General features: G+C 39.9%; 11 protein-coding genes. All 11 read right to left on the reverse strand.

The window, feature by feature from the left end:
* Window positions 1-11: 11 nt before the first annotated feature.
* Window positions 12-1,133: a non-hydrolyzing UDP-N-acetylglucosamine 2-epimerase gene (gene wecB, locus KS2013_RS07375; RefSeq protein WP_068991924.1), complete on the reverse strand. Its 1,122-nt coding sequence runs from the start codon at window positions 1,131-1,133 to the stop codon at window positions 12-14.
* A 12-nt stretch (window positions 1,134-1,145) separates the two neighbouring features.
* A complete protein-coding gene (gene wecA, locus KS2013_RS07380; RefSeq protein WP_068991927.1) occupies window positions 1,146-2,165 on the reverse strand; it encodes a UDP-N-acetylglucosamine--undecaprenyl-phosphate N-acetylglucosaminephosphotransferase in 1,020 nt (339 codons plus the stop codon).
* A gap of 12 nt (window positions 2,166-2,177) precedes the next feature.
* Complete coding sequence (locus KS2013_RS07385; protein ID WP_068991930.1) at window positions 2,178-3,161, reverse strand: Wzz/FepE/Etk N-terminal domain-containing protein; 984 nt, start codon at window positions 3,159-3,161, stop codon at window positions 2,178-2,180.
* A gap of 3 nt (window positions 3,162-3,164) precedes the next feature.
* On the reverse strand, window positions 3,165-4,619 hold the full coding sequence (locus KS2013_RS07390) for a capsule assembly Wzi family protein (RefSeq protein WP_068991932.1): 1,455 nt from the start codon (window positions 4,617-4,619) through the stop codon (window positions 3,165-3,167).
* An 11-nt stretch (window positions 4,620-4,630) separates the two neighbouring features.
* Complete coding sequence (locus KS2013_RS07395) at window positions 4,631-7,225, reverse strand: polysaccharide biosynthesis/export family protein (protein ID WP_068991935.1); 2,595 nt, start codon at window positions 7,223-7,225, stop codon at window positions 4,631-4,633.
* Entirely contained in the window at window positions 7,222-8,004 is a 783-nt protein-coding gene (cysQ, locus tag KS2013_RS07400; protein ID WP_068991941.1) for a 3'(2'),5'-bisphosphate nucleotidase CysQ, read from the reverse strand. Before cysQ ends, KS2013_RS07395 begins: the two co-directional genes overlap by 4 nt.
* 183 nt (window positions 8,005-8,187) lie before the next feature.
* Complete coding sequence (gene rfaH / locus KS2013_RS07405) at window positions 8,188-8,691, reverse strand: transcription/translation regulatory transformer protein RfaH (protein ID WP_068991944.1); 504 nt, start codon at window positions 8,689-8,691, stop codon at window positions 8,188-8,190.
* On the reverse strand, window positions 8,691-9,293 hold the full coding sequence (locus tag KS2013_RS07410; RefSeq protein WP_228703647.1) for an MlaC/ttg2D family ABC transporter substrate-binding protein: 603 nt from the start codon (window positions 9,291-9,293) through the stop codon (window positions 8,691-8,693). Before KS2013_RS07410 ends, rfaH begins: the two co-directional genes overlap by 1 nt.
* A 194-nt stretch (window positions 9,294-9,487) precedes the next feature.
* On the reverse strand, window positions 9,488-11,686 hold the full coding sequence (locus tag KS2013_RS07415) for a polysaccharide biosynthesis tyrosine autokinase (protein ID WP_068994465.1): 2,199 nt from the start codon (window positions 11,684-11,686) through the stop codon (window positions 9,488-9,490).
* Between the two features lie 11 nt (window positions 11,687-11,697).
* A complete protein-coding gene (locus tag KS2013_RS07420; protein ID WP_068991952.1) occupies window positions 11,698-12,132 on the reverse strand; it encodes a low molecular weight protein-tyrosine-phosphatase in 435 nt (144 codons plus the stop codon).
* 22 nt (window positions 12,133-12,154) lie between these two features.
* On the reverse strand, window positions 12,155-13,237 hold the full coding sequence (locus tag KS2013_RS07425; protein ID WP_068991955.1) for a polysaccharide biosynthesis/export family protein: 1,083 nt from the start codon (window positions 13,235-13,237) through the stop codon (window positions 12,155-12,157).
* Window positions 13,238-13,363: the final 126 nt, after the last annotated feature.

Genomic DNA, 13,363 nt, shown 5'->3' on the forward strand with positions numbered 1-13,363 from the left:
AATATTATTTTTTATTGCTCATTATTAAGTACATCAAGAATTCGTTGACAAGCTTTACCATCGCCATAAGGGTTGTGGGCAAAACTCATCTCGTTATAAGCATGTTGGTTTGTTAATAACACATTTAGAGTGTTAACAATAAGCTCTTTATCCGTTCCTACTAGCTTGACGGTTCCGGCTTCTACAGCCTCGGGCCTCTCAGTTGTTTCCCGCATAACTAATACCGGTTTACCTAAGCTTGGAGCTTCCTCCTGTATACCTCCGGAGTCAGTCAAGATAATATGAGCTTTATTCATAAGGTAAACAAAAGCTAAATACTGCTGTGGCTCAATTAATTTAATATTATTAACGTCACCTAATATACGATTTACAGGTTCCTGTACATTTGGGTTTAAGTGTACTGGATAAATTATTTGCACATCTGAATGCGACTTGGCAACTTCTGCTAAAGCTTCACAGATGCGCTCAAACCCTCCTCCAAAGCTTTCACGACGATGGCCTGTAACAAGAACTAGTTTTTTATCTGAGTCTAAAAAAGGAAACTGTTTTAACAAAGTAGAACTAAGAACCTCGTCACACTCAAGCTTTTCCTTTATCATCAATAATGCATCAATTACTGTATTACCGGTAATGTGGATTGATTCTTCAGGATAACTCTCAGCTAGTAAATTATTTTTACTTGTTTGAGTAGGGGCGAAATGTAACTTTGTAAGCGCTCCGGTTAATTTACGGTTAGCTTCTTCTGGCCACGGACTGTAAATATTCTTGGTACGTAAACCTGCTTCTACATGCCCTACGGGTATTTGTTGATAATAGGCAGCTAAACTCGCGGCAAACGTGGTTGCTGTATCTCCATGCACTAGCACCACATCTGGCTCAAATTCACTAAGAACAGGTGTCAATTCTAATAATATACGACTAGTGACCTCTGGCAGAGTCTGTCCTACTTGCATTATATTTAGGTCATAATCAGGTTTAATATCAAAAAGGTCTAACACTTGGTCCAGCATTTCACGGTGTTGAGCTGTAACACATACTTTAGCATTAAAGCCGATATTATTATTGAGCGCGTGTACCAATGGCGCCATTTTAATTGCTTCAGGACGTGTACCGAAAACGCTTAATACTTTCATAAATATAACTTCTTATTTTTTAATGAATTTATGGCGAAGCGATAGCAGTCTATTGTATATCACAAAAACAAATAAGTACGATATGAAAGTAATTGATTCCGGTAAATTGTATTCCGAAATAATAATGCCAATAACCGCGAACATAAGACTTATAGAAGCGATGAACCATAAAGCCTGACGAGAGTTTAATCCAATATCCATAAATACATGGTGTAGGTGCTCTCTGTCCGCTTTCAAAGGTGACTCCCCCTTCCTTACTCTGCGGTACATTACCGCGATCATATCTATTAGAGGTACAGCTATAAACCACAATACATTGGTTGGCTGAACTGCAGCGACCTCAGATTGACTTACAACTATCAATAGCCAAGAAACAACAAGGCCCAGCATCATACTTCCAGCATCCCCCATAAAAACCTTATATTTTTTAGAAAATATCCCCAGGTTGAATAGTAGAAATACAAGTAGAGCAGAGGATACTACACCTATTAAAACCTGCATTTTTAAATCTGTAATTACAACACTTATTGCCAACAAACTTACTAAAGATAAAGTTCCTGCTAGGCCATCTATCCCATCGGTCATATTAAAAGCATTAATACCAGCAATAATTGCTAAAATAGTAATAACGCCAGAGAAAGGGCCTGTAGTTATTTCACCAAACCCTAAAATATTACCAAGACTATAAATCTGAACATCAGTCCCAAAAGTTAGAACGGATGCAATTAATACCTGAGCAATCAAGCGTAACTTCGCGTTCAAGTCATATTTATCATCTAAAGCACCAACAAACACCATTAGAGACATGGAAACTAACATTAGGTTGACATGCAGGCTACTTTCTACAAACAAACCAACGGAAGTTAATGTGGATATATATATTGCCAGCCCTCCAATTAAAGGGATGTTTCCAACATGACGCTTTCGATTATCCGGCATATCTACAAGGCCCCAACTAACAGCGACAGGCCTTAGTATTATCACTGATGTGAAGCAAACAATAGTAGCTATTATCCAACTAAAATCAATCATTATAACTTCCTTTTATTTCTTATTATTTACAAAACCAATTACTAACGCTAAAAGAACTGAAAGGAACCCACCTAATAGGGTGCCCAATATTACTATTAAAAGTCTTTTTGGCTTTACTTTTTCCTCTGGTACTTTGGCTGAACTTACCGTTTTAAAAATGTACTCATCAGAAACTTGAGCAAGCATTTTTGTTTTGTGTTGCTCTTGAATAAGTTCGCTAAAAACAGCTCTAATTTCTGCAACTGAAGTCTTTTTGATTTGTTCTTCTAGATACTTAATGCTTTCGTTAGCCTCTTTCAGTGCTCTTTCTTTCATATGTCGGTTAATGTCTTCCACTAACCACTTAGCCCATTGCTGTGCAATTATTGGGGAATAATGGGTCACTGAGATGTTTACCAAACCAGTTTCTTTGTCTTGAGTTACAGCTATACGCTCTTTAAACTTCTCATACAGTTCCCAGCTTGTTGGTTCGACAGTTTTACCTTGCGGGGCTTCCCTAACCCACTTTTGTTGTTGGATATCATAGAGGTCCTCGTCAATAACTAACTTATTTTTTAATTGACTCCATTCTTCTGCAGCAAATAATGGTACATCCAGGTTATGATTATTTATAAAGCTCTCTGTAAAGCCCCAGCTTTTCATCACCTCCATAGCAATAACTGCGTCGGAAGACTCTCCAGTACCTAAACTAATGCCAGCTAAAGAAGCAAGACCACCAAACTGGCCAGCTAGTTGACTTAACTTTCCACCACCTGCGCTTTCGTTGGGTTGAACAACAGCTGTCGCTTTGTATTCATTTGGCAGATATAAAGCTATACCGACAGAGGCTACTGCAAAAACAAAAGTAACAGCAATAATAATCCACTTACCTTTCCAGATTATGGAAAACAACTCTCTTATATCTAACTCGTCTTCTTTACCTGTCTGGTGTTCAGGTTGATGAAAAGTTGTAGGCTCGTTGCGCACTATTTGTTCTTTATCATTCTCGTTGTTCATAACCTATAATTCCATTGTCCAGTTTACGGCTATATTATAGCGGTTATCTTGATAGCCAAAAGAATCAATTGATTTATCTTTATAATCAAAATCAACACCTAAAATGCCGTATTTTGTTGGGTGTTGATATTCTAATTCTATTTGTTTAAAGCTAACTGACTGATTATTGATAGTATGATTACCATCTCCGCCATCACTATTCATATCCACCTTAACTAAACGTACTTTATAACGATCACCATTTTTGTGGCTCGCAATCATTCCTATGGAAGTACTTTGACTGTCGTTATCGTAGGTGGAGCCAATGCTTCTTCCCTCCGTACGATACCCGGAGCGATAGATATAGTTGTTGTATGTAAGGTTAGGCCTAAACTCATTCTCAGTATCAGCATATTCTAGATAAGATGTAATCATCATTCCCGAAAGTTGGAAATTAGTCATATAACCAAATTGATAGACCTTCCTTGATGGTGCATAACCTGCTTCATCTTCACCGATAAACTGCCCATAAACAGTTCCATAATACATTTTCGCAGGTAATCGCCAGTTAAAGTCTACACCTGCTAACTGATTCCCTGGCTCATTACTTCTGTCTGCGCTACAACCACCTTCTAGTTCATCACAATTATCACGGCCAATGAGTAAATCCCAAAAGTTAGATAGGCTTTCCGGCCTTCCTTCGCCGCCCCATTGGGCCGTTCTTCTTAAACCGATCTCAAGTGAATCAAAAGGCTTAAATGTGACACTCATTCCTAGCAGTTTGGCATGAGGTATAAACCTATCACTTTCCAACTGGCCTGCAAAAGCTGATACAGACCACGGACCAATCCAAGAAAGCCATTCACTTTCAAAGGGATCAGCATAGTTTCGTTGGATTGATAATGAAGGAACTGGGCGAGCATTATTACTTAAAATTAACGAGCTGTCCCAGCCCGGACCATACCAGCGCTCTTGTGCTCCAGCGGATACTATCCAGTTACCCCAAATAGCTGCGACATAACTATTATCTAAACGGTCCTCTTCTCCATTAAAAGGATCGTGAGCTTTTGTCACTTCTATATTCCATGCAAAGCTTTTACTCATGCCCGTATTTCTGGTGCTAATTTCTGCCTGCTCTCTCCGGCTGTCACCAAAGTGTCGTAATATTTTTCCTTCGTTGCCAGCTCGTAACGCAAGTTCACTGCGAGTTTTTTTCGAGGTTTCAATTCTACCTTTTCGTTTTACTCGCATCAGTGAAGGCATTAACTCAGCGGGAACCTGATCAATCTGAGCATTATCAATATCCTTTAATATCCTAGCCCAGGGTAAGGGCCAGGTCGTAATTGGAGTATTGATTATCCCATTTGCTGATAATGCTTCTATGTCTGCTCTAAGCCAGGGGTCTCTTGTATCTAGCCACGGCTCGGCCTGAACCGTCTGCAGCAAAGAAATAAAAATTATTAATAGAATCTTATTCAAACCAGTACCACTTAAAAGCTGTTAATAGCTGCGGCACCAAGAGCAATTTGATATACAATTTGACTGACGCTTGTCCATAGCTCAAGACTGTCAATCCTATCAGTATCTAATGGTACGACGATGGTATCTCCAGGCTGAATGTCAGCATTGTCATGCGTCAACCACAAACTATCATTCGGTAATACCACGCTACCATTTGCCTTAACGATATAAATGGCATCATTTTCAGCCGTATCTTTTTTACCACCACTTCTTTCAATGTAGTCGTAAAAATCATAGCCTGGTGTGTATAAATGGGACGTTGGGACCTGAACTTCACCAACGACAGTGACCTCTTGTCTAAACTCAGGAACAATTATTTTATCGCCATCTTTCAGAACAAGATCTTTTTGCTCATGCTCTAGTATTGACTCTATATCAATAACAAGACGACCTGTCGCTTCACTGGTTTCTAATACATCAACAAGTGATTCTGCAGAGTTTATGCTAGATGCTTTGTTAGCGTTAGCGTCTTCAAGTTTTGCGGCAGCAATATCCTGACGCAACCTATCCTGTAGCTTTCTTAATTGCTTTTCTTCGTTTTCTCGAAGTTCCTTTCTAGAGAAAACTGTTGCCTCTTTATGAGCAAAGTCGGTAAACCCTCCTACGCGCTTTATGAACGTTGACAGAGTTTCACCACGTCGAATTTGGTAAGTTCCTGGAAATCTAACCTCTCCCTGAACCGTAACTTGTGAAGCTTCTCTAAACTCCGGGGTTACTTTAATGTTCAATTGATCATAAGGGTTTAGCTCTAGTGATACATTGCCCAAAAACTCTTGGGGCAAGTCCACAGGCATATGAAGTGTTTGTGCTAAGTTAGAATCAGAAAAGTTTTGCCGTGTTAACTCGGCCGATAAAGTATATGCATCGTCGGTGAAACCTCCTGCCACAGAAATCAATTCAGTAACAGTCATATTTTCGGTTAGAGGGTAATCCCCTGGAAATTTTACAGCCCCAACCACTTCTACTATCTTGGTTTTACTCTTGTGATTTCCTTGTTGTTTTAATTGGTTTAACAGTGGCTTCAAGGCCTTATTTCTATAAGATAATTTAAAGCTTTCAAGCATCTGGGCTTCTTCAAGCTCCATTTTGTCTTCAGCTTCACTTCCCTCGGTCTTACTCTCTTCTGCATCCATTGCTTTGTCAATTTCTGCTTGAGTGTATCTATTCGCTAAGACATAAATATCATCGCCACTCTTGAGAGTAAGGTTGCTAAGACTAGCAGGATTCTTCCAGGCCGCCTTTAAGTCAGCGAATAAGACTTTCACTTCTCCGAGAGTATTAACTTCCCTGGAAATTAGTACTGCGTTAGCATTAGCGCCCTTTCTAAGCATATCAGGGCTTTGCAAAGCATCTGTAAGCTTCATACCCCTACGCCACGACAACTTACCGGGTATTTGTACATGACCTATAACATCTACAACATTTTCTTCACGATCAATAGCTGGGTACACTTTTACTTTATCACCGCTAACAATTTTCGTTGATTGGCCACGTGGAGTGCTTAGGTCTAAAGCTAACGCTGCATGCTGTCCAGAATTTGAAATACGTTCAACACGGACATCTTTTTTATAGGCTGTAGGTAAAAAGCCTCCCGCCAACTTAACGATATCGTTAACCGACTGCTCATTTTTTAGCTCATAGATCGCCGGGCGTACAACTTCTCCAGCAATAGAAGCAGTTCGCTTTACTGAAGGAATATATATGACATCGCCAGACTGCAGCCTTAAATCATCGCTAGTGTCGCCTTTTAAAAGGAGGTCATATAAATCAATTTTTGATACTAATTGACCATTCCTTTTGAGTTGAATATTACGGAGAGACGCAATATCCGTTAAACCACCACTGACATAGAGCGCATTCATAATGGTTGATAAAGAAGAAACTGTGTAAGCACCAGGCTTAAACGATTCACCCAAAACAAAAATTTGGATTGAGCGCAATTCACCTAGGCTAACGTTCGATTGGACCCCTATATACTGTTCACTAATTCTTTGACTTAAGGACTCCTTGAGTTCGTTATAAGACAAACCAGCAACGTTTATAGGTCCTAACTGCGGGAATTGAATAGAGCCGTCTCTCTCAATAGTGAGTTCATAACTATTGTTCTCTTTACCGTAAAGCTGCACCTTAACTGTATCACCCGGGCCAACTATATAATTAGATGGAACAGGTATATTGCTGACTGGTGTGAAGGTTGTTGGTGCTCCAGAAAATAGATCGTAACCAAACTTTTCTAGTTTCTGCTCTACCCTCGGTAACTCTTCATTGTCCTGCTCTTCTTCCTCTTCAGAAGATTTACTCCCTTGTTCTAATGGATAATTTGACAGCTCTCGGGGCAGCACGGTGGAATTTGCTGGATCTTGTTTTTCACTTGAGTTTTGTTGGCGCAGTGATGCACACATTGAATCCACATCGTACCCAGCAGCCCTTGCCATTTGGCGTTGTTGCTCAGTTGCATTCTCACAAAGCTGTTTTGCTTGGGATAAATCAGTAGCTGCAACAGCATCTAATGTAATAAACAAAGAAGTAACGCTAATAACCAATCCAAGAGTTCTTTTCATCATAGTTGTGGACCTTGAGCAATAAAATACGGATTCAATAACGATTCTTTAGAGTTATAGACTAAATCTTGGCCATTATCATACAAGAAGCAGCGCCCCCCTGCAGCCGAAAGAACAGCATGGGCTGCTGCAGTATCCCACTCTGAAGTTGGGCCAAGACGGGGGTATAGATCAGCTTTCCCCTCTGCTACCAGACATATTTTTAATGAGCTCCCCATCGGAATGAGCTCATAGTCATCAAATTGTTTTAAGTATGACAGCATATCATCAGACTGGTGAGAGCGACTCCCCACTACTCTCAGAGGGTTCTGTGGGAGTTCAGTAACTTTTATTGGAACGGGGACTTTTCCAACCTGCTTTATAGCACCATGCTCCTTCAGCCCATAATAAAGAGTGTCTAGAACAGGTGCGTACACAGCACCAAAAACTGGCTCACCATTATCTATAAGAGCAATATTTACCGTAAATTCGCCGTTTCTCTTAATAAATTCTTTTGTCCCATCCAAGGGGTCAATTAGCCAATACTTATTCCACTGCTGCCTTTCTGACCACGCAATATTTGCGGACTCTTCAGACAGAATAGGAATATCCGGGGTGAGGCTTTCTAGCTCTTTGACAATATAGCGGTGTGATGCCAGGTCGGCTTCCGTAAGGGGAGATTCGTCGGATTTTTCGTAGATATCAAAGTCCTTTTGATAGATCGCCATGACCTCTCGGCCAGCTTGAATTGCTATATGATTAACTGTATTGACCATACCTTCTGTCATCAGCTTTTTGCTCATTTTATATCCTATGAGTGATTATTATTCCTGCTTTGGATACGCTACCGCCCGTGGGTTACGGCTCCCAAAGTGCCAGTTTAACTGTTGTTATTGTAAATTATTAAGTGCAAACCTAAGCGGGCGATATTATATAGACTTATTTGGGTTGTCGAAACCTATAACAGGTAAGTTATATATAATTTTTTACACTTTTTCTAAATCAGAATTCAATACTTCAAGCTTGGTTACCTTACCCATTAAGCTCAATAGTATAATTGATCGCTTTTCTCCATCCGGCACTTCAAACACACCTTCCAAATCTTTAAATGGACCAGCAGTAATTCGGACCTTGTCTCCTGTTTTAGGCGTGGTTTCACTAACATTTGTGACAAATTCTTTATTAACAAGGCTAAGATCTTGTATTAATTTAGCTGAAACCATTCCCGGAACACCGGCAAAACGAACGAAATCTCTGACACCTCTTGTTGACCGTATTTTCGACCAACCATTTCCATTCTTTGGCAACTCGATAAAAATATAGCCAGGGAAGAGTGGCTCAAGGATGGACTGCCTCTTCCCCCTGACAACTTTTTCAATTGAAATTAACGGCAGAAAACTGCTAATCGACTGATTTTCAAGGTTTTCTTTCGCCCGTTTTTCCTGTCGAGGTTTACATTGCACGAGATACCAGGCTTTTTCATTAGTCATTATTCTGCCGCTATGATCTGATTAAATTTTTTATTTTTATGATTTAAGGTCTTTATCAACCCCTCTGCTCCCTTCTGATCAAAGGTCTGTCTGAAAAACACCCTTTTCAACTTCACGAAACTAATACCTTGAAAGCTAAAGTCATAAACAGTCCAGGTATTCTTACTCTTATAAATTTTCAAATCTATAGTAAGATCAGGGAGGTTAGGAGTTTCTAAAGATACTGACAGCCAGCCCTTATTACCTTTTGGGTTCAGACGAAGCCCAACTACCGTAGCTTCTTGACCTTTAAACTGGTTCAAAGTTTCATAAAGATATCGTCTAATCGTGTTTTGATAGGTCAAGACTAATTTACTTTGTGTTTTGGGTTTCATACTAGACCAGCGCTTAGGCCCTAGCATTGCCCTCAATGTATTTTTGGCAGACCAAACATTCAATAACTCTTTATCAACGAACTGCACAAGATACTGAGGATCATTTACAGCCTTCTTATGATTTTTCTCTAAAAAGATATTGATAACTTCGAGCCTTTCCTCAAAATAAGATGTCACCTCACTCTTGGCGTGTGCTACTGTACACCAATTCAGGAGTATGACTGCCATTGCGGCTATCAAATATCGCCCCATAACTACCCTTTAACCTTACAAATATTTTCATTGGCTGCAGAATACAAAAATTCAACTTAATTAAAACTTAACAACCGAAACGTAATGATATTACACACAGACGAAGTAATGACTTAAAAAATTCCCTTCTTTTATTCCTTTTGTGACCTAATGCCAGAATAAAGCGGAGTTTATTCATATTCATAACTATAGTAGCTGTACTCAGCACTTTTTTTGGTAAAACCGTTAAATACAACCCCTTTAACCTCGCTTTGTGTATTAGCGAAAGTTTTCAGTGCGATTTCTAACTCTTTCTTATGAGTGACATTATGCCTGACCACCATCAAAACAGTACCTACTTGCTTACTAACAACTCTTGCATCAGTCACCGCAAGAACTGGTGGCGTGTCAATTATAACCAGGTCAAATTGCTGCTTTAACTCAGATAGCAAGTGTTCAAACTTGGTCGACATCAATAACTCTGAAGGGTTGGGAGGGACGGCACCTCTCGGTATGACCTTTAACGCGTCAACTTCCGTATTATTAATTAAAGACTCTTTACCGATTTGTCCTCTTAGAAAATCCGAAATCCCTTGCTTTGTCTTTAACTTGAACAGACGGTGGAGGTATCCTTTTCTTAAATCAGCATCAATTAATACAACCTTCTTCCCTGCTTGAGCCATCAATATAGCCAGGTTACTACTATTAAACGACTTACCGGCTCCTGGCCCCGGACTAGTGATCATAATCGCATTACTGTCGGACTCCACCATTGCAAAGTAAATGGATGTCCTTAGGCCGCGCAAGGATTCAATTGCATTGTCAGCAGGGTTTTCGATTGCTAATAACCCATCACTGAAAGTAACTTTTTTCTTAGTACCTCGTAAAACATTGACTTTCATACCATCCTGGAACTTCGAAAAAGGAACTACCGCATAAACAGGTTTCCCCATATTCTCTATCTCTTCAGGGCTATTGAGCCCTTTACTTAGAAAAGTCCGAACCAGAGCGATCAGCACGCCTATAATTCCACCCAAAAGCATACCTAGAGCTAGTATTAAAGCCTTTTTAGGTTTGATTGGTTCCAATGCTGTCGCAGCCGTATCCACAACTCTGACATTACCCACTGTACCGGCCCTGACAATATTAAGCTCCTGTATACTGTTAAGCATTTGTGTGTATATGGCAGTTCCAACTTCTACGTTTCGTTTTAACCTTAATAGTTCCTGCTGTGTGTCAGGCAAGCCCAGAATTCTATTGCGGAGCTCTACTTTTTTATTTGTTAACTCTGAAATTTGTGAATTTACCGATTTGTACACAGGGTGACTAGGCTGGAACTTGCGCTCAACTTCCGACTTTTTTAATTTTAACTCGGAGATTTTTGACTCAAGCTCGACTGACTGCTCCAGTAAAACCTGGGTTTCAGCCAAAATGTTTACCGATTCAGCAGAAACCTGATATTGATTAAGTTTCTCTTCGTTTTCCTCCAGTCCAGCTCTGATTTCTGGTAACTGATTGCGCAAAAATTTTAAACTCTTTGATGCTTCAGCAGAACTTCTATTAACATTTTCTAGAACATAATTTTGTGCTACCTGATCAAGGACCTTAGGTAGTAGATCTGAGTCCGTACCCTTTAAACGCATCTCCAGGATGCCAGATTTATCCCCTTTTTCAATAACAGTGATTTCTTCCTGGAGCTCATTTACTGCTCTGAGCCTGTTTTGTTTTACCACAAAAAACTCTGCACCAGGATGCGCAGACAGTGACTTGATATGAATAGAGAATCCACCAGTCTCTACAGTCTCACCAACATGCCCCTCAAGAAGCAACTCATTTTCATAAAACAACTCATAGGAATCCTTCCCGGCCGCTCTGAGAGTTAAGCGTGTATCTAAATACGAACCAGGTACTTCCAGTATAGATACCTCCAATACTTCACCGTGTTTAACGGCAGAAGGTTTTAGATAAAAAGCGAAATCTGTAATAAAGTTGCTTACTCCACTATACGCAATACCAGCGGCAAAAGGAGGTTTGCTAGGGGATACCTTGATATCTAAAGACATCTGATCCACAGTCTTACCAATTATCCTTCTCGACTTAATTAACTCGATTTCTGTTGAAGAGTCACTCTCCTCCATAAAATATTCAGGCATACCAACTAAGTCTGATATCCCGCTTTGCTTTTCTTCTATTTGCAAAAGATTATTTGCCTGATAAACAGGCAGTGCCGATATTGCGTATATTAAACTTATCAGGGCACAGACAAAAACAGTCACCAGAATCAACCAGCGACCTTGCCATAAATGATTAAACAGCTCCCTCAGATCTATTTCATCATCAGCCTGGACACTGCCCTGTTTATTCAGCCCATTATGTTTCTCAAATTTCATATCTTTCACACTTATTGCAAATATGGCTTCCAGTCATTTGTCAGCTCTTCTATTAAATCCACTGCATACATATATACTTCACGACTTTTTTTATAAGGGTCCAGAACTTCCTTATTTCGCTGCCAATGCCCAAGTAACTTAAGCTTGCCTCGTGCCTCTGGATAGACCCTGCTCACTTCTTCTATATGTTTTTTTTCCATGACTAGAACCAAGTCAGCGCTAACTAAAAGTTCTGAGGATAACTTTTGACTACGATGCCCTGTTATATCAATGCCTTTTTGTTTCAATAGCTCTATACAGGTATCATCAGCTAAAGCACAATCCTTCGTATTAACTCCCGCCGATAATACTTTGGTCGACTCTCCCGAGATACGTTTCAAAAAGGCCTCAGCAACTGGAGAGCGGCAAATATTACCTGTGCATAATATTAAAGTATTCTTAAACATCCATACTCCCTCCTACTACCCACTAGCTACCAGTATCAGAAGCATTACGCAGGAATACCGATGTGGGTAACAACTGCGATAAAACTCTATTCCAGCGAGTAATACCGGATGGAGAGACGTAAACAACATCTCTTGGCTTTAACATGAAGTTATCGCCGGCTATAAAAGCAAACTTCTGTGAGCCATCAAGGTGGTAAATTGTGAACTTACCCTCTGTCTCTGGGTGGGTACGGATTACATAAATACCTTCATCATCCGCAGTAAGGTTATCTACACCACCTACCTCGCCTAAAGCCTGTGTTAAGGACAGTCCATACTTGCTAATTATGACAGGCTGAGGCTTCATGACTTCTCCCATCACATAAACTTTCTTTTGAATATTGCTATTTACATAAACAGTATCGCCATCTTTTAAAACTAATGTCTCAAAAGGAAATCCTGCTTTCTGCATTTCATATAAATTTAATGAATAGCTATCTTTGCCACGTATAAGACGTACCTGAGTTTCATCACCATCTAAAGAAACTCCTCCGGCTAGCTGTATGGCTTCCAGTATAGTTAAAGGCGAGGTAGTAATGGGAAGGACTTTAGGGTTATTAACACTTCCCGTGATGCTTACTTTTTGGCTACGATAATCAACCACCCTCACATCTAATTGAGGATTATTTAAATATTTTGTTAGCCGAGACGTTATTTCTTCCCGAATTCCAGCTGTAGTACGCTCAGCTGCAGCAACTTTGCCAATATACGGAAAATAAATTGTTCCATCAGCCTTAACTAAGGTACCTGAGGTAGCTGGATGAGTATTAGGGCCTCCGGGCATCGTCAGCTCTGGATGTTCGAAAACAGTTACCAGCAGAACGTCTCCCGGCTGGACTTTATATTGGTATAGCTCTTCGGATATCAACGCCGAATATTGTTCCAAGTAGGTACCTAGATCTTTTTCAGAGTTAAAGGGCTCAAGAGTAATACTGACGACGTCATAATTCACGACTTGTTCAGATGCCGAGACTTCATTTGAAGTTACATCTTTATCAATGCTGATCCCAGGAGCTAAAACACAGCCCTTTACAAACACAACTGCTAAACAGATGTATAGCTTCATCCTTATTCTCACTTATAAATATTCCAAATATTTTTGTTTTAAACTTATTAATTGAATTAGCTGCCCCTTCTAAGGAGGCATACATAAACTTATATCAAATGCGACTTTTGTGAACCAACGCACATT

It is taken from the genome of Kangiella sediminilitoris, assembly GCF_001708405.1.
GTDB classification, from domain to species: Bacteria; Pseudomonadota; Gammaproteobacteria; order Enterobacterales; family Kangiellaceae; genus Kangiella; species Kangiella sediminilitoris.